Below are 26,045 nucleotides of genomic sequence, written 5' to 3'. Positions count from 1 at the left end.
TCTTGCCCTTGCCGCTCGATGGAAGGTCTGGTTCCGCATGCCCTTTGAAGATGAGCTCAGCGAAGCCCTGCGGCGTACGGGGGACGGCTTCACGCCCGACCCGCACGCCCTCGTCGCCGCCGGTGAACAGCGCGGACGGCGTCTGGTGGCGCGCCGCAGGGCCGCCGTGGTCGGCGGATCGGTGGTGGCCCTGGCGGTGATCGCTGCCGGCAGCGCCTACACCGGCGGCCTCTTCGACGGCGCGGGCGGCTCCGGCACGACGGTCGCCGCGCCTCCGGCCGTCCCGACGGAGCCGCCCGGGCCGAAGGAGAAGACCGGCGGCGGCGCCGTCTCTGCCGATCAGCTGATCGGCGTGTTCAGGCAACTGCTGCCCGGCGGCACGGTGTCCGGAGCCAAGGCGCGCGGTACGGGCGAGACGGAGTCCCCGAGGGTCTCCGGGCTCTACGACGACGGGGAGGGCCCGGCGGCCCTCGGAGTCGGCCTCTCGCGGGTCGACCCGAAGGGCCGGACCGCCGCCCAGTCGGTGACCTGCCCAGACAAGAACCTCCAGGACTTCGACGGCTGCACCGCCGAAACGCTCGCGGACGGCTCGAAGCTGATGGTCTTCCAGGGCTACGAGTACCCCGACCGCCGGGAGCCCACGAGGGTGTGGCGGGCCGTGCTGGTGACTCCGCAGGGCCACCAGGTGGACGTACAGGAGTGGAACGCTCCGGCCGAGAAGGGGCAGCCCGTTTCACGGACCGATCCGCCGCTGTCCCCGGCCAAGTTGAAGGCGTTCGCGACCTCGCCGCTGTGGCAGCCGGCGCTGAGCGACCTGCCGGCCGCCGAGCCGGATGCCGCGGCCGGGCCGACGGCCACGGCACCGGGCGCCGGCGCGGTACTGGAGTCCCTGCTGCCGAAGACCGGGATCACGGTCGACAGCAAGGGCGGCGAGGCGGAGTACGGCTATGCCGTGCTCGACGACGGCAAGGGCAAGTCGCTCGTGCAGGTCAACGTGCAGGCCGGCATGGGGGATGCGCTGCGGGGCCACTTCGGGGCTGGGGCCGTCACCCAGCCCGACGGCACGAGGGTGAAGTCCGAGGTGCAGGCCGGTGAGAAGGGCGACGCGAACGTCGTCTGGTGGACCGTCGACACGCTGCGGCCGGACGGCCGGCGCGTGGTCGTCTCCGCCTTCAACACCGGCAACCAGAACAAGCCCGCGACCCGGGACAAGCCGATCCTGACGATGGAGCAGCTGAAGCAGATCGCGCTCGACCCGAAGTGGTTCGGGTGATCATCCGGGGCACGTGCTCCTGCTTCGCGTCTGCGTCTGCTCCTGCTTCCCGTCCGGTCCTGCTTCGCGTCCGCTTCTCCTGCGCGTCCGCTCCTACTTGGCGTCCGCGTAGCGCTCCACGATCGCCGTGCTGAACGGGAACCGGACGGGGGTGTCGCCGAAGGCGATCCGGCCGGCCCGGTCGCCGGCGGCGCGGATCGCCTCGGCGACGGCCTCGGCCTCCTCGGCGGGGCAGTGCACCATCACCTCGTCGTGCTGGAAGAACACCAGCTCGGCCCGCATCCCGGCGCCCGCGATGGCCTGCCGGAGGGCTGCGAGCAGCAGCAGGGCCCAGTCGGCGGCGCTGCCCTGGACGACGAAGTTGCGGGTGAACCGGCCGCGGGCCCGCGTGTTGGTGGAGGCGTAGCTCGGAGTCCAGCCGTCCTCCCTGTCCTGCGGGATCCCGGCTTCGCCGTCCTCGTCGGCGCCCACCGGCGGCGGGCAGGTCCGGCCCAGCCAGGTCCGTACGAGGCGCCCCTCCTCGCCCGCCTTGGCGGCGTCGTCCACGTACGCCACGGCCTGCGGGAAGCGGCGGCGCAGCGCGGCCAGGTTCTTCAGGCCGTCGCCGGAGGTCTGCCCGTACACGGCGCCGAGGACGGCGAGCTTGGCCATGTCCCGGTCGCCGGAGAAGCCCTGGCGGGAGATGGCCGTGTACAGGTCCTCGGGACGCCCGGCCACCTCCATGAAAGCGGGGTCGCGGGAGATCGCGGCCAGGACGCGGGGCTCCATCTGATCGGCGTCGGCGACGACGAGCCGCCAGCCGGGGTCGGCGACGACGGCCCTGCGGATCACCTTCGGGATCTGCAGGGCCCCGCCGCCGTTGGTGACCCAGCGGCCGGTGAGGGTGCCGCCGGGGACGAACTCGGGGCGGAAGCGGCCGTCGTGCACCCAGTCCTGGAGCCAGGACCAGCCGTGGGCGGTGTAGATCCGGTACAGCTTCTTGTACGCGAGCAGGGGCTCCACGGCGGGGTGGTCGAGCTCCTGGATCTCCCAGCGGCGGGTGGACTTGAGCCGGATCCCGGCCTCGGCGAAGGCCTTTATGACGTCGGCGGGCAGATCCGGGCGCACGCGGCGGCCGAAGGCGGCGGAGATCTCGTCGGCCAGCTCGGCGAGCCGGCGGGGCTCGCCGCCGCCGGCGTAGCGCTCGCCGAGGAGCTCGGTGAGCAGCGCGCGGTGGACGTCGGCCCGCCAGGGGAGGCCGGAGCGGTGCATTTCGGCGGCGATCAGGAAGGCGGCGGACTCGGCGGCGATGAGCAGGCGCAGGCGGTCGGGGTGGGCGGTGGCGGCGGCGCGCTTCGCCTGGTCGTGGTAGATGGCGACGAGCGCGTCGAGGGGGAGGGGGGTGTGGGTGGGCTGGGGGTCGAAGAGGGAGTCCTGGGTGGTGGGTGTGGCGGTGCGCTGCGGGGGATCGGGGGGTACGGGGGCTCCGGTGAGCCGGGCCCAGGCGGCTGCCGCCGAGCGGGGTTCGCCGGAGCGGCCCTCGTGGGCGAGGAGGAGGAGCTCGGCGTCCTCGATGTCGTGGCAGCGCTCCACCCGGGTGCCGGCGGCGAGGAGGCGGGGGTAGACGGCGGTGGTGCTCCGCCAGATCCAGCGGGTGGTGGCGGGGGCGGAGCGGATCGCGTCCGCGGGGTTGTGGACGGTGAGGGGGTGGCTGCCGGGGGTGAGGCCGGGGGTGAGCGGCATGGCGTGCCAGAGGCCGTCGCCGGCTTCGGCGAGGGCCCAGTGGGGGGTGGGGTCGCTCATGGGTGCGAGTGTCCCACCGGGGTCTGACAGCCGGCCTGCCCGGCGCTCCGGGGGCCCGGGTTCCGCTGCGCGGTGCCATCTCCCCGCCCCGCCCCTTCTCCGTTTCCCAGGGGCTCCGCCCCCGGACCCCCGCGCCTCAAACGCCGGCGGGGCCGGGGTCGTGCCGCCAAGGGGCTCCGCCCCCGGACCCCCGCGCCTCAAACGCCGGCGGGGCTGGATTGGGCGCGGCGGGGGTGGAGGGCCAAGCGGGGGCGGAGGGGGCAAGCGGAGGCGTGCCGCCAGGGGGCTCCGCCCCGGACCCCTGCGCCTCGAGCGCCGGCGGCGCCGGGATGGGCGCGGTGGGGGCGTGTAAAGCTGAGGGGGTGAGAGAGATTGTCGATCGTGCCTGTGAAGCCGCCCTCTACAGCCAGGACGATGCCGGGCTGGATGCCGGGGCCTCGGTGCTCGTCGGGGACGGCGGGCAGTGGGGCGGGGTCGGGCGGGAGCTGTTGGGGCGCGGGGAGGCGTACGTACGGCAGGCCTGGGAGCGGGGGTGGCAGCCCGCCGACGTGCTCCGGCTGGTGGGGCGGGACCTCGGCGACCGGCATCTGCGGATCGCCCGCGACGTGATCGCCGCCGAGGCCCGCCGGTACGCCCGGCTGCCCGAGCGGTGGACCGACGCCGAGGTGTGGTGGGGTGATGACGGCGCCTACGGGGAACGGCTCGTGGGGCGGGAGAAGGCCGATCGGTTCAGCCTTGCCACGGCCTTGCTCGAGGTGTTCCGGCTGCTGATCCGGCTGCCCTCCATCGAACCGGTGGGTCCGGTTCCCGGGGACCCGGCCGCCGATGCCCTGGAGCACGCGCACATCGAGCCCCGCATGCTCGGCCGCATCCGGGCCCTGCTCGCCAAGGCCGAGGCGACCACCTTCCCGGAGGAGGCGGAGGCGCTCAGCGCCAAGGCCCAGGAGCTGATGGCCCGGCACACCGTCGACGAGGCCCTGCTCGCGGCGAGCGGCAAGGGGCCCGCCCAGGTGCCTGCGGCCTGCCGGATCGGGGTCGAGGCGCCGTACGAAGAGGCCAAGGCCGTGTTGCTGGATGCCGTCGCCACTGCCAACCGGTGCCGGGCGGTGTGGAACAGCGCCTACGAGTTCTCCACCGTGGTGGGGTTCGAGAGCGACCTGGAGGCCGTCGAGCTGCTTTATACGTCCCTGCTCGTGCAGGGGACCGCCGCCATGACCCGCGCGGAGGCCGCCCAGCGCTCCGGCGGGCGCAAGCGGACCAAGACGTTCCGGCAGTCCTTCCTGCTCGCGTACGCCAGCCGGCTCGGCCAGCGCCTCGCCGAGACGGCCGAGCACACCGTGGCCGAGGCCCCCGACAACCTGCCCGCCCTGGTGGCCCGCGACGTCGCCGTCACCTCCCGGGCGGACGAGATGTTCCCCCGGACCACGACCACCCGGCTGCGCGGGGCCACCGACCACGCGGGCTGGGAGGACGGCACGGCCGCCGCCGACCGCGCGCACATGGGCGGCAAGCGCCGCCCGCTCCCGCGCTAGGGCCGGTCGCCGCGGTCGCCGCCCTCACCTCGCAGGGCCTGGGTCTCCGACTTCAGGATGCGCATCGACCTGCCCAGGGAGCGGGCCATGTCGGGCAGCTTCTTCGAGCCGAAGACCAGCACGCAGACCACGAGGAGCAGGATCAGGTGCCAGGGCTCAAGGGCATTGCGGAGCATGCGCGTTCCCATCTTCGGGCGGCGACAGGGGTTTCGGATGGACCCGACCATCGAACAGCTCCGCACGCATCCGTACAAATCTGAAGGAGTGCTGAAAGGGGGCACTGAAGGCGTGCCGTGCACCTCGACGACTCCTGCTCCGCCTTGATCCAGTCCTTATAAGGGTCTGATTCGCCCCTGATCCACCCGAGTTCTTCCCTGACAGTGATCGGGAGAGCACCCTCTGCGTGCACGTGCATCTGCCCATGCATGCGCTTATGAACACAGCTATGATCCGGTGCAGTTGACATCTGCACTATCGGGGGCTTCCTGTGGACCACGCGTACAACGGGATGGCAGCTGCAGAACTCGACGGAGTGACCTGGCAGAAGAGCAGACACAGCAACTCGCAAGGTTCCTGTGTGGAGTTCGCCAAGCTGCCGGGTGGAGCTGTCGCCATGCGCAACTCGCGCTTTCCGGACGGGCCCGCGCTCGTCTACACGCCGGCCGAGATAGAGGCGCTGCTGCTGGGCGTCAAGGACGGCGAGTTCGACCACCTGATCGCCTGATCGACCGATCGGCACACCGCCTGATCGCTCCGAGGAACGGCGCACCGATCAAGCCATGCACGTGCACTGGCCGGGACTGATCGAAATGATCAACCCCGGCCAGTCGTCGTATGCCCGTGTGTGCCCGCGGACAGTCCGCTGCCTATTCGTGGAGCATGAAAAGCGCCCAGACCACCTTGCCGGTCAGCCGTCCCGCGAGCGGGTGCCAGCCCCAGCTGTCGCTGTACGCGTCCACGAGGAACAGCCCGCGCCCCGACTCCAGGTCGCAGTTCTCCTGCGTCCGCTCAGGCGCGAACGACCCGCCCGGCCGGTCCTCGCTGGGGTCCCGAACCGCGCACACCAGCCGGGTGCTCCACCGCATCAGGTGCAGCCGTACCGAGGCCTCCGGCTCGCCCGCGCCGCCGGTCGCCGGCCTGGTGTCCTCGGGCAGGGCATGGCGCAGCGCGTTCGTGACGAGTTCGGAGACCACCAGGGCCACGTCGTCGAAGCGGTCGTCGAGGCTCCACTGGGACAGGGTGGACCGGGTGAACGAACGGGCGCCCCGCACCGCCTCGAAGCGGGCGGGCAGAGCGCAGGAGGCGGACCCGGAGACAGCCGTGGGGTCGACCGGGGGCAGCCCCTGCCGTAACGGCTCGAGCATGGTCGATCCATTCGTCCCCATGCGAGGCACTCCCGGGATTCGCGGGCGGAGCGGCGCGCTCCGTCCAGAAAGAACTGCGGGGTGGGTCCGGCGCCGGCGCGAAGAGCACGCAGGTGCGCGGCACCATCGTTCCGAATGCAGAAGCTGGATGCAAGGGCAGATGCACGTGCACGCGCCGGACCTGTCCACTCCCGTGATGGTTCTTGCTCATTTCTTCCTACGCATACTTACGGACTTCTTTTCCGGCAGGTGGGATTCCGTTACAGAACGAGTACGGACCGATGCGTTTTGGTGGCAGACTGCGGGGCCTGGGGTGCGGGGGCCCCGGCGACGCACATCACGCGCAGACCACGCGTACACATGGCGATGGGGAGGGCTGGACTAGTGACCGCAGAAGCAAGCGGTTCTGTGGTGCGCCGCATCCTCCTGGGCTCTCAGCTCAGGCGACTCCGAGAATCCCGCGGCATCACCCGTGAGGCGGCCGGCTACTCGATCCGCGCATCCGAATCGAAGATCAGCCGCTTGGAGTTGGGAAGGGTGAGCTTCAAGGCAAGGGACGTGGAGGACCTCCTCACGCTCTACGGAGTCACGGACGGCGCGGAGCGGGAGTCCCTGCTGGGACTGGTCCGCGAGGCCAACGCGGCTGGCTGGTGGCACAGTTACGGCGACGTGCTGCCCGGGTGGTTCCAGACGTACATCGGCCTGGAGGGCGCGGCCTCGCTCATCCGGATCTACGAAGTCCAGTTCGTCCACGGCCTGTTGCAGACCGAGGCGTACGCCCAGGCCGTCGTCAGCCGCGGCATGCCCGGCGCCACGAAGGCCGAGATCGACCGCCGCGTCGCGCTGCGCCTCGAGCGCCAGAAGGCGCTCGTCTCCGAGAGCGCCCCGGTCTTCCACGCCGTGCTCGACGAGGCCGCGCTGCGCCGCCCGTACGGCGACCGCGAGGTCATGCGCGGCCAGTTGGAGCATCTCATCGAGGTCTCCCAGCGACCCAACGTGCAGCTTCAGGTGATGCCGTTCTCCTTCGGCGGCCATGCCGGCGAAAGCGGAGCCTTCACGCTGCTGCGCTTCCCGGAGTCCGACCTCCAGGACATCGTCTATCTGGAACAGCTCACCAGTGCCCTCTACCTGGACAAAGACGAGGAAGTGGCGCAGTACGAACGGGCGATGGAGCGGCTTCAGGCCGACTGCCCCGACCCCGACCGGACCCGGGATCTTCTCCGCGGCCTGCTCCAACTGTCTTGATTCGCACGTAGTATGACGTCTGATCAGTGCATGATGACCGATCGGTCTCCGGTGCAGCGCACGGGTGCGCGCTCGCAGTAAGGGATGGCATGTCCATATTCGACGACCTGGCTCACCAGTACATCGACGGCGAATGGCTGGCCGGCACCGGTTCGTGGGACATCATCGACGTCAACCCGTACAACGGGGAGAAGCTCGCGGCCATCACCGTGGCCACCGTCGAGCAGGTGGACCGGGCCTACCTCGGCGCCGAGCGCGCCCAGAGAGAGTGGGCCGCCACCAGCGGGTACACCAGACGCGCCGTCCTGGAACGCGCCCTGCGGATCACCGAGGAGCGCGAGAAGGAGATCATCGAGGCGATGATCGACGAGCTCGGCGGGACGCGTCCCAAGGCCGAGTACGAGGTCCACCTCGCCAAGGAGTTCATCCGCGAGTCGATCCAGCTCGCCATCCGCCCCGAGGGCCGGATCCTCGCCTCGCCGGTCGAGGGCAAGGAGAACCGGGTCCAGCGCCTCCCGGTCGGCGTCGTCACCGTGATCAGCCCCTTCAACTTCCCGTTCCTGGTCACCCTGAAGTCGGTCGCCCCGGCCCTGGCGCTGGGCAACGCGGTGGTGATCAAGCCGAACCAGAACGCACCCGTGGTCGGCGGCGGGGTCATAGCCAAGATCTTCGAGGACGCGGGCCTGCCGGCCGGGCTCCTCAACGTGCTGGTCACCGACATCGCCGAGATAGGCGACGCGCTCCTCACGCACCCCGTCCCGAAGGTCATCTCCTTCGCCGGCTCCGACCGGGTCGGCCGGCACGTCGGCTCCGTCGCCGCCCGGCACTTCAAGCGGACGGTCCTGGAGCTCAGCGGCAACAGTGCCCTCGTCGTCCTCGACGACGCCGACCTCGACTACGCGGTGGACGCGGCCGTCTTCAGCCGCTTCGTCTACCAGGGCCAGGTCTGCATGGCCGCCAACCGGATCCTCGTGGACGTCTCGGTCGCGGAGGAGTTCACCGAGAAGTTCACCGCCCGGGTGCGGAGCCTGAAGACCGGCGACCCCCACGAGGCGGACACCCACATCGGCCCGCTGATCAACTCCTTCCAGGCCGACGCCCTGACCGCGCTCGTGGACCAGGCCGTGGAATCCGGGGCGCAGGCCCTCGTCCGCGGATCTACGCGCGGCAACCTGGTCGAGCCGACCGTGCTGGCCGGTCTCCCCGAGGACTCCCCGCTGCTCGGCCAGGAGATCTTCGGCCCCGTGGCGCTGCTGGTGGTCTTCGACGGCGAGGACGAGGCCGTACGGCTGACCAACGCGACCCCGTACGGGCTGAGCGGCGCCGTGCACACGCGGGACGTGGAGCGCGGCGTACGGTTCGCGCAGCGGATCGAGACCGGCATGATCCACGTCAACGACTCGACCATCGGGGACGAGCCGCTCGCCGCGTTCGGCGGGGAGAAGTCCTCGGGCCTGGGCCGGCTGAACGGCGAGGCCACGATCGAGGCGTTCACCACCCAGAAGTGGATCTCGGTCCAGCACGGCCGGACGAGTTTCCCCTTCTGACCGCGTTTCCCCTTCCGAGCTCGCTCTAGACTCGTGCGAGTCAGCGGCAGGCAGCGTTCCGGGGGAGACCTGAGTTGAGCAACATTCCGGAGACGGGGCGTACGCCCCGGGTCCAGAACCGCCTGGTCGTCATACAGGTGGTCGTCTTCTCGCTGCTGCTCACCCTCGGCGGGCGCCTCTGGTACCTCCAGGTGCGCAACGGCGAGGAGTACACGGACGAGGCGAAGAACAACCACACCCAGCAGGTCGTCCAGCCCGCGGTGCGCGGCTCGATCCTGGACTCCCGCGGGGTCCCGCTCGCCGACAACGAGACGCGCATGGTCGTCTCCGCCAGCCGTACCGACCTCACCAGGATGAAGGACAAGGGCAAGGGCGTCCTGACCCGGCTCGCCGGCGTCCTGGGCCTCAACCCCGAGGACGTGGTCAACAGCGTCCGGCTGTGCGACGCCAAGACGCCCAAGCCGTGCTGGAACGGCTCCCCGTACCAGCCGATCCCCGTCACCGACGAGGCGACCACGGACCAGGTGCTGGAGATAAGGGAGCACGCCGAGCAGTTCCCCGGCATCACCGCCGAGCCGACCGCCCTGCGCCGCTACGCCGGCCCCGACGGGGCCAACACCTCGCAGGTGCTGGGCTACCTCTCGCCGGTCACCGACCCGGAGATCACCAAGGCCAAGAAGACCGACTCCCCGTACCTGCGCTCCGACCAGGTGGGCCGCTCCGGCCTGGAGCGCACGTACGACAAGGAGCTGCGCGGCAAGGCGGGCATCACGCGCTACGAGGTGGACAACCTCGGGCGGGTCATCGGGCAGGCGCAGGCCGACAAGCCGACGCCCGGCTCGAACGTCGTCACCTCGATCGACTCGCGCGTGCAGGCCGTGGCCGAGCGCGAGCTGAACAACGCGATGATCGAGGCCCGCAAGGGGTACGACAAGAACACGCGCAAGAACTACGAGGCCGACTCGGGCGCGGTCGTCGTCATGGAGGCCAAGACGGGCCGCATCGTCGCGATGGCCTCCAACCCGACCTACGACCCGAACGCGTGGGTCGGCGGCATCTCCGCCAAGGACTACGCGTCCCTCACCGACAAGGACTCCAACTACCCGCTGCTCAACCGCGCGATCCAGGGCCAGGCGGCCCCGGGCTCGATCTTCAAGGTCGTCTCCTCGACCGCCGCGGTGAACGCCGGGTACCCCTTCAACGGGCGGTACGGCTGCCCCAGCTCGTACTCGGTGGGCAGCCAGACCTTCACCAACTTCGAGTCGCAGGGCTACGGCGACATCACCATCGGACGGGCCCTCGAGGTCTCCTGCGACACCGTCTACTACGCCCTCGCGGACAAGGAGTGGAAGAAGGACGGCGGGATCAACCCCAGGAAGGACCCGGGCGACTGGTTCCTCAAGACGGCCCACGAGTTCGGCCTGGGCAAGGCGACCGGCATCGACCTGCCGAACGAGGTGAACGGCCGGGTCCCCGACCGCCAGTGGAAGAAGGACTTCTTCGAGGCGAACAAGGCCGCCTGGTGCCGGGACGGCAAGAAGGACGGCTCGTACGCCGAGAAGATCGCGTACGAGAACTGCCGCCAGGGCAACCAGCTCCGCGAGGGCGACGCGATCAACTACTCGATCGGCCAGGGCGACACCCTCGTCACCCCGATACAGATGGCGTCGATCTACGCGGCCATCGCCAACGGCGGCACGATGCACCAGCCGAGCGTCGGCAAGGCGATCGTCAGCGCCGACGGAACCTCGGTCAAGGAGATCGGGCCCAAGGAGCAGGGCAGGCTGCCCATGGACGCGGAGCTGCGCGACGACATCGACGGCGCGCTCGCCGCGGTGGCCACCACGGGCAGCGCGGCCTGGCGGTTCGGCGGCTGGCCGCAGAAGCAGATCCCGATGCACGCGAAGACGGGCACCGCGGAGGTCCAGGGCAAGCAGACCACCTCGTGGTTCGCCTCGTACACCGAGGACTACTCGATCGTCATGACGATCTCCCAGGGCGGTACGGGCTCGGGGGCCTCCGGGCCGGCGGTGCGCAAGATCTACGAGGCGATGTACGGGCTCGACGAGAAGGGCAGCCAGGACCTGTCCAAGGCCCTGCTCCCGAAGCCGCAGACGGCCCTGCCGGCGATCCGCCCCGACGACGCCGGAAATTGAGCCGGGATTGAGGACAGAAGCTGACCTCAATCCCCCGTACCGTCGTTCTTGTCAGCAGGAAGACCCACGGAAAAGGCGGTAGGTCATGGCTCACCTCTCCGAAGAGATCCCGGGCGACGAGCGCGGCACGCTCCTGCTCTTCGTCGAATCCCAGCGCACGGCGATCCGTGAATCGCTGGCCGGACTCACCGAGGAGCAGGCGGCGAGCCGTCCCAGCGCCAGCGAGCTGTCGCTGTCCGGGCTGCTCAAGCACGTCGCCGAGGTCGAGCTGGGCTGGCTGCGTCTGGCGCAGCAGCGGCCCAACGAGATCCAGCGCGACCGTGAGGCGTGGGGCGAGGCCTTCCTCCTCGTGGGGGCCGAGACCGTCCCGTCCGTCCAGGCCTTCTGGGAGGGCGTCACGGCAGAGCTGACGGCCTTCGTCCGGGACCTGCCCAGCCTCGACGAGACCTTCCCGCTGCCGCAGGCGCCCTGGTTCCCCGAGAACGGCAAGGTCTCGATGCGCTGGATGCTGCTGCACCTGGTGGAGGAGTTCGCGCGGCACGCGGGCCACGCGGACGTCATCCGGGAGTCCATCGACGGCACCAAGGCCATGGGATAGCCCGTAGCCCCGGCGGCGGACTTGCACCTCACGCGGCGTGAGGACTCAGAGTGAAGGGCGTACCCAACCAGAGGAGCGGGAGCGATGAGCTACTCCGTGGGACAGGTCGCCGGATTCGCCGGAGTCACGGTGCGCACCCTGCACCACTACGACGAGATCGGCCTGCTCTCCCCGAGCACCCGCAGCGGCGCGGGGCACCGGCGTTACGACGACGCCGACCTCGACCGGCTGCAGCGGATCCTGTTCTACCGGGAGCTCGGCTTCCCGCTCGAAGAGGTCGCGGTCCTGCTGGACGATCCGGAGTCGAACCCGAGGGAGCACCTGCGCCGGCAGCATGCCCTCCTGTCCGACCGGATCGCCCGGCTCCAGCAGATGGCCGAGGCCGTGGAGCACGCCATGGAGGCAGAGAGAATGGGCATCAACCTCACGCCCGAGGAGAAGTTCGAGGTCTTCGGGGACTTCGACCCCGACCGGTACGCGGACGAGGCGCACCAGCGCTGGGGCGGCACGGACGCGTACAAGGAGTCCGCCCGCCGGGCGGCCACCTTCACGAAGGAAGACTGGAAACGCTTCCAGGCCGAGGCGGACGAGATCAACCGGCGGTTCGCCGAGCTGCTGGACGCCGGTGCGTCCGCGGAATCCGACGCGGCCATGGACGTGGCCGAGGAGCACCGCGGCTGGATCGGCCGGCACTGCTACACCTGCTCGCACGAGATGCACACGTGCCTGGGTGAGATGTACGTCGCGGACGAGCGGTTCACGGCCTACTACGACACGGTCCGTTCCGGTCTGGCGGTGTTCGTACGGGACGCGATCCTCGCGAACGCCGTCCGCAACGTGTAGACAGCCGGATGTTCCCCACACGGCCCCCTCCCGGTGACTGGAACCGGGAGGGGGTCCTGTGCGTTGATAATTGAAACCGCCGTCATGTCCGATGCACCCTCGGACGCCCGCCGCGATACCCCGATCCAGGAGAGCCCGGAACTCGTGTACACGCTTGCGCTCGCCCCTGAGTGGCTGTCCCCGGACTATCTGATCTCGCACTACGGCCTGATCGGCATCCTGGTCATCGTCTTCGCGGAGTCCGGACTGTTCGCCTTCCTGCCCGGCGACTCCCTGCTGTTCACGGCGGGCCTGCTGGTCGCGAACGGCGAGTACATCAAGCAGCCGCTGTGGCTGGTCTGCACCCTGATCTCGGTCGCCGCGATCGTCGGTGACCAGGTCGGGTACATGATCGGCAAGGTCTTCGGGCCGAAGCTCTTCAACCGGCCGAAGTCGAAACTCTTCAAGCGGGAGAATCTGGACAAGGCGCACGAGTTCATGGACAAGCACGGCCCGAAGGCCATCGTGCTCGCCCGCTTCGTGCCGATCGTCCGTACGTTCGCCCCGATGGTCGCGGGCGCCGGCTCGATGAAGTACCGCACGTTCCTGACGTACAACGTCATCGGCGGCATCGCCTGGGGTGCGGGGCTCACGGTCGCGGGCTTCTGGCTCGGCCAGATCGACTTCATCAAGACCAACGTCGAGGCGATCCTCGTCCTGATCGTCCTCCTCTCGCTCATCCCGGTGATCTTCGAGGTGCTGAAGGCCCGCAAGGAGGCCAAGGCGAACGGCGGCGGCTCCGATGCGGCGTCCGCCGGCGGCGAGCGCCGCCGCCACGCCAAGCGGTAGACCGCACTCCGGGAATCCGACCGCCTTACGTGCCGAGGGCGGGCACCCTCACGGGTGCCCGCCCTCGGGCTTTTGCCGTCGGTCCTGCGGTCAGCCTGAACCGTCGCGGTAGCGATCAGAAGGGCCAGGGCAGCGGGATCGGCAGCGGGTTCGGGATCTTGGGCAGTGGGATGGGCAGCTTGGGCAGCGGCGGCACCGGGATGGGCAGCTTGGGTACGGGCGGCAGCGGGATGGGCAGCTTGGGTACGGGCGGCAGCGGGATGGGCAGCTTGGGTACCGGGGGCAGCGGGATCGGCAGCTTCGGAGGCACCGGCAGCGGGAACTTCGGTACCGGAGGCAGCGGCAGCGGGATCTTCGGCACCGGGATCGGGAACTTGGGTACCGGAGGCAGCGGCAGCGGGAACTTCGGTATCGGGGGCAGCGGCAGCGGGATCTTCGGTACCGGGATCGGGAACTTGGGTACCGGGGGCAGCGGGATGGGCAGCTTCGGAGGCACCGGCAGCGGGAACTTCGGTACCGGAGGCACCGGCAGCGGCAGCTTGGGAACCGGCAGGCCCGGAAGCGGCGGCAGCGGCAAGGGCAGCTTCGGCGGCGCCGGCTGCTTATTGTGCCCGCCGCTCCCCTTCCCCTTTCCCTTCCCGTGCTTGTTGCTGTTCTCTTTTCCGTTGCGGTTCTTGTTACGGCCGTCATTCTTGTCGTTGACAAGGTTGGTGTGACTGACTGTGGCAGTCTTGTGCGGCGTCGCGGCGAATGCGCTCGCGGGCAGCGCCACGACTCCGGCCGCTAGGGCGGTCGTCGTCGCCAACGTCACGAAATGCCGGGTCAAGGCTGTCTTGGGCATGGGATTCTCCTTGTGCGTCGAGAGGGGTGGATCCCGGCTCCGGCGCTGGTCCGGCCGGTGCCGGGATGTCAGAAACTGGTCGGCCCGTGCCTCAAGTAAGCGCGGGTCGGCGCACGAGGACACGTCCCGGGAATTCGGGACTTGACAGGTCGGATTGACGCATTTGTTGAATCCGCGGAACCCGCACTGCGGTTTTCCGGAAAGGCGCCCATGCCGCGGCGACGGCATCCAGAAAACCGGAATGCCGTCGAGTGATCAGCTTGACGAAAAGGGCCTTAGAAGCCGCGGGTCCGCTTCGCCGCGCGGCGCTTGGCGGCGCTGGCGGCGCCCGGGATCCGCATGAACAGCCGCGAGGTCTCGGAGCCGAGGTTGACCCCGATCGCGATGGCCAGCGCGATGGCGGCGGCGTTCACCAGCGAGCCGAGGCCCTCGTTCAGCCGGTTCTCGGCGATCAGCAGCAGCCCGTAGTACGTCGCCGAGCCCGGCAGCAGCGGGCCGATGGCTGCCGTCGTGTACGGCAGGGCCGACGCGAAGCGGTAGCGGGAGAAGAGCTGGCCGAACAGGCCGACCAGCCCGGCGGCGATGGCCGTGGAGGGCACGGGCGGGATGCCGCCCGCGTAGTGCAGGGCCCCGAAGGTCACCCAGGCGACCCCGCCGTTCAGCGTCACGATCCCCACGGTGGAACGTTCCTGCTGGAGCAGGATCGCGAACGTGAACACCAGCACCATCGAGGCCGCGATCTGGATCAGCGGCCGCTGGGTGATCTGGAGGACCTCCTCCGGCTTCGGCGCGGCGCCGAGCTGGAGCCCGAGGTACAGCACGACCAGCACGCCCATGATGATGCCGATGAAGAGGTACATGACCTCCAGCAGCCGGGCGGAAGCGGTGATGTAGAAGCCGGTCAGGCCGTCTTGCACGGCTGCGACCAGGGCCCGCCCGGGCAGCAGCGCGAACAGCCCGCCGGTGATCACCGCGGAGGCGCGCACGTCGGTCTCGGCCAGCTTCAGGGCCACGCCGATCGCGGCGGGCGGCATCGCCGCGACCACGAACTGGTAGAACTCCGGCAGCCCGCGCCCGGCGCACAGCCAGGCCAGCCGGTCGCCGAGCATCGCCCCGATCGCGGCCGCGAAGAAGACGACCACGCCACCGCCGACCAGGGTGGAGGCGGCCCCGGCGAGCAGCCCGGCGGCGGCCGTGAGGACCCAGGAGGGGTACGGGTGCCGGTTGCGGCGGATCTCGGCCAGGCGCCGGTAGGCCTCCTCCAGCGAGAGCTCGATCTCGTGCGCGCTGATGTCGTCGACCAGCTGGTAGACGGCGGCCAGGCGGGTGTAGTCGGTACCGCGGCGGCGCACGGTCCGGCTCGCCGAGACCGGGTCGTCGACGAGGGAGGGCTGGTGGGTGATCGACAGCAGCGTGAAGGTGACCGTGGGCTCGCAGCGGTCCAGCCCGTAGGAGCGGGCGACCGCGAACATCGCGGCCTCCACGTCCTCGGCGCCCTCGCCGCCCGCGAGCAGCAGCTCGCCGATGCGCAGGGTCAGGTCGAGTACGCGGCCCACGGCGGGCCCGGTCTCGCTGTGCTTGTGCACGGCCTCCGGGACGGGCCGCACGTCGACCGGCATGCGCAGCATGGTGCGCATGCGGTCCTGCCAGGGGGATTCCTTCATCAGGGAGACGGGGAAGCCCTGGCCGGGGGTGTAGGCGGGCGGGGACAGCCGGCCGCTGTAGGTGGCCGGGGGCGCGAAGGCGGAGCCCTCGGGCTCCGGCTGCACCGTTTCGGCCCCTGCCGGACGGACGAACTCCGAGGTGGGCTGGTCCTCCTCGGGAACCTCCGGCTCCATCCCGGGCGGGGCTGCGAAGGCGCTGTGCGCTTCGTCGGACTGAGGCTTCCTGTCCTCGGCCCCATCGGCCTCCGCCACGCGTCCTCCAGTCCGTGATCACCCGGGGGTACCAGTATGCGGAACCCATTCGTCCCCGGCGAAACCAGATGACGAACGGGCGGTACCCCCTCGATGAAGGGGTACCGCCCGTCGTGTTCGAGCCTGTTACCGGCTGAGCGGACTCAGCGGATTCAGTGGTGCCCGCCCTGCGCCTCGAGGCGCTTGTACGAGGCCTCGATCTCGGCCTCGGCCTCGGCGCGGCCGACCCAGTTCGCGCCCTCGACCGACTTGCCCGGCTCCAGGTCCTTGTAGACCTCGAAGAAGTGCTGGATCTCCAGGCGGTCGAACTCGGACACGTGGTGGATGTCGCGCAGGTGCTCGACGCGCGGGTCGGAGGCCGGCACGCACAGCAGCTTGGCGTCGCCGCCCGCCTCGTCCGTCATGTTGAACATGCCGATCGCGCGGCACTTGATGAGGCAGCCCGGGAAGGTCGGCTCGTCCAGGATGACCAGCGCGTCCAGCGGGTCGCCGTCCTCGCCGAGGGTGTTCTCGACGAAGCCGTAGTCGGCCGGGTAGCTGGTCGAGGTGAAGAGGCGACGGTCCAGGCGGATCCGGCCGGTCTCGTGGTCCACCTCGTACTTGTTCCGCGAACCCTTGGGGATCTCGATGGTGACGTCGAACTCCACGTCCTGCTCCTCCATGATCAGCTTCATTGCTTCGAGACTGCGTTGATTCACCTGCGTGCACGACCGGCCCAGCTCTGCCTGGTGGGGTGCCATGCTCGCGGCAAGACGCAGTGGTTAAGTGTCCCTCACGCATATGTGTGATCGCGAAAGGGGCTGGTCCGAGGTGCCATTGGTCAAGACGTGGCAGCTCATCGCGGTGTCGGCCGTCGCCGGCCTCGCCCTGTCGGTGGCTGCGGTGGCCGCTGCCGGTCCTTGGGACTCCGGCCAGCGTAAGGCCGAGCGGGACAGGGCCGCCTCCTGGGGCCTTACGGGTGGCGCAGATCACGGTGCGGACCACGGCGGCGGGGCCCTGCCGCAGGCCGCGCCCAGTGCCCCCGGGGTGCTCCCGGGGATCGGGCCGGGCGTCGCGCTCAAGGCCGGGAGCGGGGTCGCGGCCACGGATCCCGGGCGGCTCGCCGCGGCCCTGCGGCCGCTCCTCGCCGACCCCGCGCTCGGGACGGTCCGTACCGCCTCGGTCGTCGACACCGCCACCGGCCAGGTGCTCTTCGAGTCCGGGTCGCGCGAGGCCATGACCCCCGCCTCCACCACCAAGATCGCCACCGCGACGGCCGCGCTGGCCGCGCTCGGCCCCGAGCACCGGATCCGGACCACCGTGGCCCCCGGCGCCGGCCCCGGGGAGATCGTCCTGGTCGGCGGCGGCGACCCCTCCCTCACCGCCAAGAAGAAGAGCCCCGCCGGATCCGGCGGCAGCCTCGTCGCGCTCGCCGCCGACACCGCCCAAGCCCTCAAGGCCGCCGGCACCGACAGCGTGCGGCTCGGCTACGACGACACCCTCTTCACCGGGCCCGCCCTCCACCCGATCGGCGAGAACCCCAACATCGCGCTGGTCACGGCCCTGGCGGCGGACGAGGGCCGCCCGGACGACTCCACCTCCGGCCCCGTCGAGCGGGTCGAGGACCCCGCCCAGGAGACCGCCCGCTCCTTCGCCGCCCTCCTCAAGGAACGCGGCATCAAGGTCACCGCCGACCCCGCCAAGGCCAAGGCGCCCGCCGGCGCCCAGCCGCTCGCCACCACCCTCTCCACCCCGCTCGCCGGGCTCGTCGAGCGGATGCTGACCAACAGCGACAACGACATCGCCGAGGTCCTGGCCCGCCAGACCGCCCTCGCCTCCGGGCAGCCCGCCAGCTTCGAGGGCGCCGAGAAGGCCGTCAAGGACCGGCTCACCGCCCTCGGCATCGACACCTCCGGCGCCCGCTTCGCCGACGGCAGCGGCCTGGGCCGCGCCGACAAGATCAACACCAGCCTGCTGACGGGGCTCCTGACCAAGGCCGCCGACCCGCAGCGGCCGGAGCTGCGGCCCGTGCTCACCGGACTGCCCGTCGCCGGATTCACCGGGACCCTGCGCAGCCGCAACGCCGGCAGCTCCCCGGCCGCCGGCCTCGTCAGGGCCAAGACGGGCACCCTGAACGGGGTGAACTCCCTCGCCGGGACCGTCGTCGACCCCTCCGGCCGACTCCTCGCCTTCGCGTTCCTGACCGCGAACACCACCGACGCGGGGGCCGCGGAGAAGGGCCTCGACAAACTCGCCGCCGCCGTCGCCCGCGCCTCGTAGCGATTCCGGGGGGCTCCGCATCGGCGCTGGTCCACGTACCGTTGACGCATGACGAGCATCGGTGGTGCCGAGATGGTCGACTGGAATCTCGCGGTGGCGACCGCGACCCGGCTGGTCCGGCCGGGTCCCGAGGTCAGCCGTGACGAGGCCCGGGCCGTGGTGGCGGAACTGCGCAGGCATGCCAGGACCTCCGAACGCCACGTGCGCGAGTTCACCCGGATGATCCCCGAGGGCGCGGCCGTCCCCGACACCCCCGTCCTCGTCGTCGACCGGGCCGGCTGGGTCAAGGCCAACGTGGCCGGCTTCCGCGAGCTCCTCGCGCCCCTCCTCGGCAAGATGCAGGACCGACGCGCCGGCGCCCCCGGCGGCGCCGTCCTCGGCGCGGTCGGCGGCAAGGTCACCGGCGTCGAACTCGGCATGCTGCTCAGCTTCCTGGCCTCCCGCGTGCTCGGCCAGTACGAGACCTTCGCCCCGGCCGGCCGCGACCTGCCGGGCTCGGCCGCAGGCGGCGGCCGGCTGCTGCTCGTCGCCCCGAACATCGTGCACGTCGAGCGCGAGCTGGACGTGCGCCCGCACGACTTCCGGCTGTGGGTCTGCCTGCACGAGGAGACGCACCGTACGCAGTTCACGGCCGTGCCCTGGCTCCGCGACCACCTCGAGGGCGAGATCCAGACGTTCCTCGGCGCCACCGAGGTGGACCCGGCGACCATCCTCGAGCGGCTGCGCGAGGCCGCCCAGTCCTTCGCCGGCGCCCGCCCCGACACCGAGCAGGGCGACGAGGGCCGCTCCCTGGTCGAGCTCGTCCAGACCCCCGAGCAGCGCGAGGTGCTCGGCCGGCTGACCGCCGTCATGTCCCTGCTGGAGGGCCACGCCGACTACGTCATGGACGGGGTCGGCCCCGCGGTGGTGCCCTCGGTAGCCGAGATCCGGGAGAAGTTCCAGCAGCGCCGGGCCAGCGGCGCGGGCCGCCTCGACGGCGCGCTGCGCAAGCTGCTGGGGCTCGACGCCAAGCTGCGCCAGTACCGCGACGGCGAGCGCTTCGTACGGGCCGTCGTCGGCCAGGTCGGCATGGACGGCTTCAACCGGGTCTGGACCTCGCCGAACACGCTGCCGACCAAGGCGGAGATCGCCAAGCCCGCGGACTGGGTCGCGCGCGTGCATCGCAAGGGCGAATAGAGGCGAAGGGGAGTGACTCAGGGGGCGTAAACATGTCTCACTGGGGGAAGCAGCGTCACCCGTCCGAGGGACCGTGAGGCGTGGAAGGCCGTGCGATGCTCAGGGAACGGCTCGGTTCTGTCACCATCGACGCACTCTGAGTGACAACCCCTTCATCTCGCGGGGGCTCCCGGCGGGGGCTCCTCACGGGGCCGGGGCACCGGGCAGCGTCGAACAGCACCGAACAGCAGCCGTTCCAGCACCACACCCCATGGGGGCACCTCCCGGCGTCGGCCGGGGGAAGCCTCCGAGGCATCCGAACTCCACCGAAGGGCACCGGACATGGGTCCCCATCCTGCGGTCGCGGCGATACGCCTGGCGGTCCGCCGCGTACTCCACGACGTCCTCACCGACCTCACCGACCGTCCCGCCGGCCTCTCCACGGCTCCGCCCGGGGGGACCCCCGCCCCCGCGGCCGGCTCCCCGCCACTCGTACTCGTCGCCTGCTCCGGCGGCGCCGACTCCATGGCGCTCGCCTCGGCCCTCGCCTTCGAGGCGCCCAAACTCGGCATCCGGGCCGGCGGCATCACCGTCGACCACGGACTCCAGGTGGGCTCCGACCTGCGCGCCGCCGAGGTCGTCACCCGCATGACCGCACTCCGCCTCGACCCGGTGGAGTCCGTCGCCGTGCGCGTCGGCCGCGGGGGCGGACCCGAGGCCGCCGCCCGCGACGCCCGCTACGCCGCCCTGGACGAGGCCGCCGACCGCCTCGGCGCCGCCGCCGTACTGCTCGGCCACACCCGGGACGATCAAGCCGAAACCGTCCTGCTGGGGCTCGCCCGTGGCTCCGGCATCCGCTCGCTGTCCGGCATGGCCGAAGTTTCCGGCGGCCCCGGCCGCAGCCACCGCTACCGCCGCCCCTTCCTCCAGGTCGACCGGCAGACCGCCCGCAAGGCCTGCATGGTCCAGTCCCTGCCGGTCTGGGACGACCCGCACAACATCGACCCCGCCTACACCCGCTCCCGGCTCCGCCACGAGGGACTGCCCGCCCTCGAGAAGGCGCTGGGCAAGGGCGTGGTCGAGGCGCTGGCCCGCACCGCCCAGCTGTCCCGCGACGACGCCGACGCCCTCGACGCCTGGGCCGTCGAGGCCGAGGCCGGCGTACGGGACGCGGACGGCCGTCTGGAGTGCGCCAAGCTCTACGCCCTGCCCCCGGCCGTCCGCCGTCGCGTGCTGCGCAGGGCCGTGGTAGCGGCCGGTTCCCCGGCGGGCTCCCTCTTTGCCCGTCACATCGAGGAAGTGGACCGACTCATCACCGGATGGCGGGGCCAGGGTGCCATCAACCTGCCCGGCCGGGTCGAGGCCCAGCGGCAGGGTGGCAGACTTGTCATCCGGCAGGGCTGATTGGTGCTGAAACACGGCTGAGTCCTCCGGGGGCACCCCCGGAGCCGCGGCCGCAAACGAAAGTGATGCGGGTGGACGAGAAGGACATGGGCAGCGACCTCCAGTCGGTGCTCATCACCAAGGAAGAGATCGACGCGAAGCTGGCCGAGCTGGCCGCGAAGATCGACGCGGAGTACGCGGGCAAGGACCTGCTCATCGTCGGCGTCCTCAAGGGCGCGGTGATGGTGATGGCGGACCTGGCACGCGCCTTGTCCACCCCGCTCACCATGGACTGGATGGCGGTGTCCTCGTACGGCGCCGGGACCCAGTCCTCCGGTGTGGTCCGGATCCTCAAGGACCTGGACACCGACATCAAGGACAAGCACGTCCTGATCGTCGAGGACATCATCGACTCGGGCCTGACCCTGTCCTGGCTGCTGTCGAACCTGGGCTCCCGCCAGCCGGCCTCGCTCGAGGTCGTCACGCTGCTGCGCAAGCCCGACGCCGCCAAGGTCGCGATCGACGTGAAGTGGGTCGGCTTCGACATCCCGAACGAGTTCGTCGTCGGCTACGGCCTCGACTACGCGGAGAAGTACCGCAACCTGCCGTTCGTCGGCACCCTCGCGCCGCACGTCTACGGCGGCTGAGGCCGCGGGCCCCGGTCGGGGTCCGCACAGGGGAACCCTGGAACGATTCCTGCCGTTGGAGCAGGGGAAAGCAGTTCTGTCAGCCGTCCCACGAGGCCGCGGGTGACAATACAGGGGTACATTCCGAAGAACAGTCTTTACTCACAGCAGCATTTACCTACGGGCAGGAGGGACGGGGCGCCTGGCGCCCCGTATGGATGGACGTGAAGCGATACTTCCGTGGGCCGGTCATGTGGATCGTGCTGGCCGTCCTCGCCGTGGTCGTGTTGATGAACGTCGTCGGCTCCGGCGGCGGCTACAAGTCGGTGGAGACCAGCGAGGTCATCAAGGCGATCAACAGTGGCCAGGTGGAGAGCGCCAAGCTCACCACCGGTGACAGCCAGATGATCAAGATCGAGCTGAAGAAGGACCAGAAGCTCGGCGACAACGACGGCACCAAGTTCCAGGCCAACTACATCGGAGACCAGGGCGTCCAGCTCGCCCAGAACCTCCAGACCAAGTACGAAGCCGGTCAGATCCCCGACGGTTACACCGTCTCGCCGGACAAGACCAGCCCGTTCCTCAGCGTGCTGCTCTCCCTGCTGCCCTTCGTCCTCATCGTCGTCGTCTTCCTGTTCCTGATGAATCAGATGCAGGGCGGCGGCTCCCGGGTGATGAACTTCGGGAAGTCCAAGGCCAAGCTCATCACCAAGGACACCCCGAAGACGACGTTCGCCGATGTCGCGGGCGCGGACGAGGCCGTCGAGGAACTCCACGAGATCAAGGAGTTCCTGCAGGAGCCGGCCAAGTTCCAGGCCGTCGGGGCCAAGATCCCCAAGGGCGTGCTGCTCTACGGCCCGCCCGGCACCGGCAAGACCCTGCTGGCGCGTGCCGTCGCCGGCGAGGCGGGCGTTCCGTTCTACTCGATCTCCGGTTCCGACTTCGTCGAGATGTTCGTCGGTGTCGGTGCCTCGCGTGTCCGCGACCTGTTCGAACAGGCCAAGGCCAACGCCCCGGCGATCGTCTTCGTCGACGAGATCGACGCCGTCGGCCGGCACCGCGGTGCGGGCCTCGGCGGCGGCCACGACGAGCGCGAGCAGACGCTGAACCAGCTGCTCGTCGAGATGGACGGCTTCGACGTGAAGGGCGGCGTCATCCTGATCGCCGCCACGAACCGCCCGGACATCCTCGACCCGGCGCTGCTGCGCCCGGGCCGTTTCGACCGGCAGATCGCGGTCGACCGTCCGGACATGCAGGGCCGTCTGGAGATCCTCAAGGTCCACCAGAAGGGCAAGCCGGTCGCTCCGGACGTCGACCTCTCGGCCGTCGCCCGTCGCACCCCCGGTTTCACGGGTGCCGATCTGTCCAACGTCCTGAACGAGGCGGCGCTCCTCACCGCCCGCTCGGACCGCAAGCTGATCGACAACCACATGCTGGACGAGGCCATCGACCGCGTCGTGGCGGGCCCGCAGAAGCGGACCCGGATCATGTCGGACCGGGAAAAGAAGATCACCGCGTACCACGAGGGCGGCCACGCCCTGGTCGCGGCGGCTTCCCCGAACTCCGACCCGGTCCACAAGATCACGATCCTGTCCCGCGGCCGGGCCCTGGGCTACACCATGGTCCTGCCCGACGAGGACAAGTACTCGACCACGCGCAACGAGATGCTCGACCAGCTGGCGTACATGCTGGGCGGGCGCGCGGCCGAGGAGCTGGTCTTCCACGACCCGACCACCGGCGCGGCGAACGACATCGAGAAGGCCACGGCGACGGCCCGCGCGATGGTGACCCAGTACGGCATGACCGAGCGCCTCGGCGCGATCAAGTTCGGCGGGGACAACACCGAGCCGTTCCTGGGCCGCGAGATGTCGCACCCGCGGGACTACTCGGAAGAGGTCGCGGCGCTGGTCGACGAAGAGGTCAAGAAGCTCATCGAGACCGCGCACAACGAGGCCTGGGAGATCCTGGTCGAGAACCGCGACGTCCTCGACAACCTGGTCCTCGCGCTCCTCGAGAAGGAAACGCTGAACAAGGAGCAGATCGCCGAGGTCTTCTCGACGATCGTGAAGCGCCCGGCCCGCCCGGCGTGGACCGGCTCTTCGCACCGCACCCCGTCGACCCGTCCGCCGGTGCTCTCTCCCAAGGAGCTCCAGCTGACGAACTCGGCGAACGGCACGGCGGCGAGCACGCCGGCCGTGTCCGTGGAGAAGGACCCGTCCCCGGAGGACCGCGCCGAGTAGCCCTCGGCCGGACCGTCCCGGAATGGATGCCGCGCCCCCCAGGTTCTAGCCTGGGGGGCGCGGCACTTTTGCGTGCCCGCGAGCGCCAGTGCACACAGGAACGAGGAAGAGATGACCGACCCAGTGACCCTGACCGGTGACGAGGGCACGATCGGCGAGTTCGACGAGAAGCGCGCCGAGGCGGCGGTCCGCGAACTTCTGATCGCGGTCGGCGAGGACCCGGACCGCGAGGGCCTCCTCGAGACCCCGGCACGCGTGGCGCGGGCGTACAAGGAGATATTCGCCGGCCTCTACCAGAAGCCCGAAGAGGTCCTGACGACCACCTTCGACCTGGGCCACGACGAGATGGTCCTGGTCAAGGACATCGAGGTCATGAGCAACTGCGAACACCATCTCGTGCCGTTCCACGGCGTCGCGCACGTCGGCTACATCCCGTCCACCGACGGCAAGATCACCGGCCTGTCGAAGCTGGCCCGCCTCGTGGACGTGTTCGCCCGCCGCCCGCAGGTGCAGGAGCGGCTGACCACGCAGATAGCGGACTCCCTGATGGAGATCCTGGAGCCGCGCGGGGTCATCGTCGTCGTCGAGTGCGAGCACATGTGCATGACGATGCGCGGGGTCCGCAAGCCCGGCGCGAAGACCATCACCTCGGCGGTCCGCGGCCAGCTCCGCGACCCCGCGACCCGCAACGAGGCCATGAGCCTGATCATGGCGCGCTGACCGGGTGACCACGGGGGCGGTCGCAGGCCCCCGCCACCGGACGGGCTACGGCGAGGCGTGAGCCCCCGCGGCGGGGGACCCGCCGACCGCCGCCCGGGGCCGTTTCAGGCGCGGGCCGGGGACTGGGGGGTGGTGTCGTCGTCTTCCGGGAGCTTCAGGACGTGCTCCAGGAAGAGGGCGGCGGCGATGACCGCTGCGCCTGCCAGGACCGAGAAGGCGGCGTACCAGGCCTGGTCGCGGCGGGCGGGCACCTCCAGGCCGTCGGCCAGCAGGAAGACGCCCACGCCGCCGTACATGCCCGCGACGAGGGCCGCCACGAGGGCGCTGGCCTGTCCGAAGACGACCGCGCGGGCCGCCATCAGCGGCTCCACGCCCTTGGCGCCCGGCCGCCGCTCGCGCTGGGCCTTGAGACGGGACCGGAGCGAGAGGGCGGTGGCCAGCAGGACGACCGCGATGGCGCCGAGGACGATGGGCGCGGCCAGCGGGACGCCCGGCAGGGTCCCGTACGCGTTCCACAGCCGGGCGCCCGCCCAGGACAGCACCCCGGCGACGACGAAGATCCCCGCCAGGACCGCCGGCCTCAGTTGCTTCACGTGCCCGTTCCCCGCTTTCCGCGCCAAGTCGTCAGCCGCCGCAGTCCACAGGCGGCAGCCACAGGTTAACGACTACTCGGGGAGGCGGAGTTCCAGGTCCGGGCGCGGCGTGACGCCCGCCAGGCCGATTCCGGCCAGAAGGGATGCGACCGGGCCGTGCCCGGGGATCTGCGCCTCGGGGTCGATGTCGTTCCACGGGGCCAGGACGAAGGCCCGCTGGTGGGCCCGCGGGTGCGGGAGGGTGAGGACCGGGTCGTCCGAGACCACCTCGGCGTACGACACGATGTCGACGTCGATGGTGCGCGGGCCCCAGCGCTCGTCGCGGACGCGGTCGAAGGCCTCTTCGATGGCGTGGCCGCGCTCCAGCAGGGAGGACGGGGGCAGGGTGGTCCGTACGCGGACCACGGCGTTGAGGTACGACGGCTGGGAGCCGGGCGCGACGCCCCACGGCTCGGTCTCGTAGACGGGGGAGACGGCCTTGACCCGCAGGCCGGGAGTGTCCCCGAGGGCGTCGATGGCGCCCTGGAGGGTCTCCAGGCGGTTGCCGAGGTTCGCGCCGAGCGCGATCACGGCCCACTTCGGGTTGGAGAGGGTCGTGTCGGCCGCGTCCACCGTCTGGACGACGGATGCGGGCACCGGCTGGACGGTGGGGTCGCTCTGGGCGTTCAGTGCGTTGTTCACACGCGGCTCCGGGTGATCGTGATGGTCACGTCGTCGAAGGGGACGGTGATGGGGGCGTCCGGTTTGTGGACGACGACCTCCACCTGTGCCACCGCTTCGTGCTTGAGGCACTGCTGGGCGATCCGCTCGGCGAGGGTTTCGATCAGGTCGACGGGCTCTCCCTGGACCACATCGACGACCTCCTCGGCGACGACCCCGTAGTGCACGGTCTTCGCCAGGTCGTCGTCGGCCGCCGCGGGGCGGGTGTCGATGTGCAGCACCAGGTCGACGATGAAGGTCTGGCCTTCCTCGCGCTCCCGGGGGAAGACGCCGTGGTGCCCGCGAGCCTTGAGGCCGCGCAGCGCGACACGATCCACGCGAATCACTCCTGCTTTCGTAGGTGCTTCCGGTCCGGGACTCCCGGATCCATGGGCCTACGCCGAGTGCGGTCGGCGTCGTCCGTCTTCGAATTTACCTGCGAAAG

General features: G+C 70.6%; 24 protein-coding genes. 15 read left to right on the top strand and 9 right to left on the bottom strand.

Annotated elements, in window-relative coordinates; translation table 11 throughout:
* Positions 1-37 precede the first annotated feature (37 nt).
* Complete coding sequence (locus tag OHT74_RS17355) at positions 38-1,273, top strand: hypothetical protein (protein WP_328620667.1); 1,236 nt, start codon at positions 38-40, stop codon at positions 1,271-1,273.
* 93 nt (positions 1,274-1,366) lie between these two features.
* On the opposite strand, the gene OHT74_RS17350 is transcribed toward OHT74_RS17355, so the two are convergent.
* Entirely contained in the window at positions 1,367-3,055 is a 1,689-nt protein-coding gene (locus tag OHT74_RS17350) for a bifunctional 3'-5' exonuclease/DNA polymerase (protein WP_328620666.1), read from the bottom strand.
* 329 nt (positions 3,056-3,384) lie between these two features.
* Between OHT74_RS17350 and OHT74_RS17345 the strand changes: the two genes are divergently transcribed.
* On the top strand, positions 3,385-4,587 hold the full coding sequence (locus OHT74_RS17345; protein ID WP_328620665.1) for a DUF2786 domain-containing protein: 1,203 nt from the start codon (positions 3,385-3,387) through the stop codon (positions 4,585-4,587).
* Here OHT74_RS17345 and tatA read toward each other — a convergent pair.
* Entirely contained in the window at positions 4,584-4,763 is a 180-nt protein-coding gene (gene tatA / locus OHT74_RS17340; protein WP_443047421.1) for a Sec-independent protein translocase subunit TatA, read from the bottom strand. The two genes, OHT74_RS17345 and tatA, sit on opposite strands and share 4 nt — an antisense overlap.
* Positions 4,764-5,074: 311 nt before the next feature.
* Between tatA and OHT74_RS17335 the strand changes: the two genes are divergently transcribed.
* Positions 5,075-5,311: a DUF397 domain-containing protein gene (locus OHT74_RS17335; RefSeq protein WP_030868010.1), complete on the top strand. Its 237-nt coding sequence runs from the start codon at positions 5,075-5,077 to the stop codon at positions 5,309-5,311.
* Between the two features lie 142 nt (positions 5,312-5,453).
* Here OHT74_RS17335 and OHT74_RS17330 read toward each other — a convergent pair whose 3' ends face one another.
* Positions 5,454-5,972 carry an ATP-binding protein gene (locus OHT74_RS17330; protein WP_266665238.1) on the bottom strand — a complete coding sequence of 173 codons (519 nt, stop codon included), beginning with the start codon at positions 5,970-5,972 and terminating at the stop codon, positions 5,454-5,456.
* A gap of 345 nt (positions 5,973-6,317) precedes the next feature.
* On the opposite strand from OHT74_RS17330, the gene OHT74_RS17325 reads away from it, so the two are divergent.
* The 6 genes from OHT74_RS17325 (at position 6,318) to OHT74_RS17300 (ending at position 13,168) form a co-directional block, all read left to right on the top strand.
* Complete coding sequence (locus tag OHT74_RS17325; protein WP_266665237.1) at positions 6,318-7,196, top strand: helix-turn-helix domain-containing protein; 879 nt, start codon at positions 6,318-6,320, stop codon at positions 7,194-7,196.
* Between the two features lie 89 nt (positions 7,197-7,285).
* Complete coding sequence (locus OHT74_RS17320) at positions 7,286-8,743, top strand: aldehyde dehydrogenase family protein (RefSeq protein WP_266665236.1); 1,458 nt, start codon at positions 7,286-7,288, stop codon at positions 8,741-8,743.
* 74 nt (positions 8,744-8,817) lie between these two features.
* Entirely contained in the window at positions 8,818-10,899 is a 2,082-nt protein-coding gene (gene mrdA / locus OHT74_RS17315) for a penicillin-binding protein 2 (RefSeq protein ID WP_328620664.1), read from the top strand.
* Between the two features lie 85 nt (positions 10,900-10,984).
* Positions 10,985-11,497, top strand: coding sequence for a DinB family protein (locus OHT74_RS17310; RefSeq protein WP_328620663.1), 513 nt, complete (start codon positions 10,985-10,987; stop codon positions 11,495-11,497).
* Positions 11,498-11,581: 84 nt separating this feature from the next.
* On the top strand, positions 11,582-12,340 hold the full coding sequence (locus tag OHT74_RS17305) for a MerR family transcriptional regulator (protein ID WP_328620662.1): 759 nt from the start codon (positions 11,582-11,584) through the stop codon (positions 12,338-12,340).
* An 84-nt stretch (positions 12,341-12,424) separates the two neighbouring features.
* Positions 12,425-13,168 (top strand): DedA family protein, encoded by a 744-nt coding sequence (locus OHT74_RS17300; protein ID WP_323139564.1) that lies wholly within the window; start codon positions 12,425-12,427, stop codon positions 13,166-13,168.
* A gap of 115 nt (positions 13,169-13,283) precedes the next feature.
* On the opposite strand, the gene OHT74_RS17295 is transcribed toward OHT74_RS17300, so the two are convergent.
* From OHT74_RS17295 to OHT74_RS17285, 3 genes are all read right to left on the bottom strand, one after another.
* Positions 13,284-14,009 carry a hypothetical protein gene (locus tag OHT74_RS17295; protein ID WP_328620661.1) on the bottom strand — a complete coding sequence of 242 codons (726 nt, stop codon included), beginning with the start codon at positions 14,007-14,009 and terminating at the stop codon, positions 13,284-13,286.
* A 275-nt stretch (positions 14,010-14,284) separates the two neighbouring features.
* Positions 14,285-15,925, bottom strand: a complete 1,641-nt coding sequence (locus OHT74_RS17290; RefSeq protein WP_328620660.1) for a threonine/serine ThrE exporter family protein — start codon at positions 15,923-15,925, stop codon at positions 14,285-14,287.
* Positions 15,926-16,077: 152 nt separating this feature from the next.
* Entirely contained in the window at positions 16,078-16,572 is a 495-nt protein-coding gene (locus OHT74_RS17285) for an inorganic diphosphatase (RefSeq protein WP_266672831.1), read from the bottom strand.
* 133 nt (positions 16,573-16,705) lie between these two features.
* Here OHT74_RS17285 and dacB point away from each other — a divergent pair, with 133 nt between their 5' ends.
* From dacB to folE, 6 genes are all read left to right on the top strand, one after another.
* The gene (gene dacB / locus OHT74_RS17280) at positions 16,706-18,184 is read left to right on the top strand and encodes a D-alanyl-D-alanine carboxypeptidase/D-alanyl-D-alanine endopeptidase (protein WP_443047420.1); all 1,479 of its coding nucleotides are present in this window, start codon (positions 16,706-16,708) and stop codon (positions 18,182-18,184) included.
* A 48-nt stretch (positions 18,185-18,232) separates the two neighbouring features.
* Positions 18,233-19,360 carry a zinc-dependent metalloprotease gene (locus tag OHT74_RS17275; RefSeq protein WP_266665222.1) on the top strand — a complete coding sequence of 376 codons (1,128 nt, stop codon included), beginning with the start codon at positions 18,233-18,235 and terminating at the stop codon, positions 19,358-19,360.
* A gap of 321 nt (positions 19,361-19,681) precedes the next feature.
* Entirely contained in the window at positions 19,682-20,743 is a 1,062-nt protein-coding gene (gene tilS, locus OHT74_RS17270) for a tRNA lysidine(34) synthetase TilS (protein ID WP_328620658.1), read from the top strand.
* 65 nt (positions 20,744-20,808) lie between these two features.
* A complete protein-coding gene (gene hpt / locus OHT74_RS17265; protein WP_030158549.1) occupies positions 20,809-21,369 on the top strand; it encodes a hypoxanthine phosphoribosyltransferase in 561 nt (186 codons plus the stop codon).
* Between the two features lie 197 nt (positions 21,370-21,566).
* Positions 21,567-23,588 carry an ATP-dependent zinc metalloprotease FtsH gene (ftsH, locus tag OHT74_RS17260; RefSeq protein WP_266665217.1) on the top strand — a complete coding sequence of 674 codons (2,022 nt, stop codon included), beginning with the start codon at positions 21,567-21,569 and terminating at the stop codon, positions 23,586-23,588.
* A gap of 111 nt (positions 23,589-23,699) precedes the next feature.
* Positions 23,700-24,308: a GTP cyclohydrolase I FolE gene (gene folE / locus OHT74_RS17255; protein ID WP_133897299.1), complete on the top strand. Its 609-nt coding sequence runs from the start codon at positions 23,700-23,702 to the stop codon at positions 24,306-24,308.
* 104 nt (positions 24,309-24,412) lie between these two features.
* Here the strand turns inward: folE and OHT74_RS17250 are convergent, their stop codons facing one another.
* The 3 genes from OHT74_RS17250 to folB all read right to left on the bottom strand — a co-directional run bounded on the left by OHT74_RS17250 (position 24,413) and on the right by folB (position 25,938).
* Positions 24,413-24,901, bottom strand: coding sequence for a DUF3180 domain-containing protein (locus OHT74_RS17250; protein WP_266665212.1), 489 nt, complete (start codon positions 24,899-24,901; stop codon positions 24,413-24,415).
* 72 nt (positions 24,902-24,973) lie between these two features.
* Positions 24,974-25,582 carry a 2-amino-4-hydroxy-6-hydroxymethyldihydropteridine diphosphokinase gene (gene folK, locus OHT74_RS17245; protein WP_266665210.1) on the bottom strand — a complete coding sequence of 203 codons (609 nt, stop codon included), beginning with the start codon at positions 25,580-25,582 and terminating at the stop codon, positions 24,974-24,976.
* Entirely contained in the window at positions 25,579-25,938 is a 360-nt protein-coding gene (folB, locus tag OHT74_RS17240; RefSeq protein ID WP_030158540.1) for a dihydroneopterin aldolase, read from the bottom strand. Before folB ends, folK begins: the two co-directional genes overlap by 4 nt.
* Between the last annotated feature and the right edge of the window lie 107 nt (positions 25,939-26,045).

Source organism: Streptomyces sp. NBC_00354 (assembly GCF_036106915.1).
In the GTDB taxonomy this organism is placed as follows: domain Bacteria; phylum Actinomycetota; class Actinomycetes; order Streptomycetales; family Streptomycetaceae; genus Streptomyces.
This window is presented reverse-complemented; position numbering and strand designations above follow the sequence as displayed.

What these genes read in the sequence shown, in the direction of transcription:
- OHT74_RS17355 (WP_328620667.1), top strand. Translation starts at nt 38, where the DNA reads ATGCCCTTTGAAGATGAGCTCAGCGAAGCCCTGCGGCGTACGGGGGAC.
- OHT74_RS17350 (WP_328620666.1), bottom strand. Translation starts at nt 3,055, where the DNA reads ATGAGCGACCCCACCCCCCACTGGGCCCTCGCCGAAGCCGGCGACGGC.
- OHT74_RS17345 (WP_328620665.1), top strand. Translation starts at nt 3,385, where the DNA reads ATGGGCGCGGTGGGGGCGTGTAAAGCTGAGGGGGTGAGAGAGATTGTC.
- tatA (WP_443047421.1), bottom strand. Translation starts at nt 4,763, where the DNA reads ATGCTCCGCAATGCCCTTGAGCCCTGGCACCTGATCCTGCTCCTCGTG.
- OHT74_RS17330 (WP_266665238.1), bottom strand. Translation starts at nt 5,972, where the DNA reads ATGGGGACGAATGGATCGACCATGCTCGAGCCGTTACGGCAGGGGCTG.
- OHT74_RS17325 (WP_266665237.1), top strand. Translation starts at nt 6,318, where the DNA reads ATGGGGAGGGCTGGACTAGTGACCGCAGAAGCAAGCGGTTCTGTGGTG.
- OHT74_RS17320 (WP_266665236.1), top strand. Translation starts at nt 7,286, where the DNA reads ATGTCCATATTCGACGACCTGGCTCACCAGTACATCGACGGCGAATGG.
- OHT74_RS17310 (WP_328620663.1), top strand. Translation starts at nt 10,985, where the DNA reads ATGGCTCACCTCTCCGAAGAGATCCCGGGCGACGAGCGCGGCACGCTC.
- OHT74_RS17305 (WP_328620662.1), top strand. Translation starts at nt 11,582, where the DNA reads ATGAGCTACTCCGTGGGACAGGTCGCCGGATTCGCCGGAGTCACGGTG.
- OHT74_RS17300 (WP_323139564.1), top strand. Translation starts at nt 12,425, where the DNA reads ATGTCCGATGCACCCTCGGACGCCCGCCGCGATACCCCGATCCAGGAG.
- OHT74_RS17295 (WP_328620661.1), bottom strand. Translation starts at nt 14,009, where the DNA reads ATGCCCAAGACAGCCTTGACCCGGCATTTCGTGACGTTGGCGACGACG.
- dacB (WP_443047420.1), top strand. Translation starts at nt 16,706, where the DNA reads ATGTGTGATCGCGAAAGGGGCTGGTCCGAGGTGCCATTGGTCAAGACG.
- OHT74_RS17275 (WP_266665222.1), top strand. Translation starts at nt 18,233, where the DNA reads ATGACGAGCATCGGTGGTGCCGAGATGGTCGACTGGAATCTCGCGGTG.
- tilS (WP_328620658.1), top strand. Translation starts at nt 19,682, where the DNA reads ATGGGTCCCCATCCTGCGGTCGCGGCGATACGCCTGGCGGTCCGCCGC.
- hpt (WP_030158549.1), top strand. Translation starts at nt 20,809, where the DNA reads ATGCGGGTGGACGAGAAGGACATGGGCAGCGACCTCCAGTCGGTGCTC.
- ftsH (WP_266665217.1), top strand. Translation starts at nt 21,567, where the DNA reads ATGGACGTGAAGCGATACTTCCGTGGGCCGGTCATGTGGATCGTGCTG.
- folE (WP_133897299.1), top strand. Translation starts at nt 23,700, where the DNA reads ATGACCGACCCAGTGACCCTGACCGGTGACGAGGGCACGATCGGCGAG.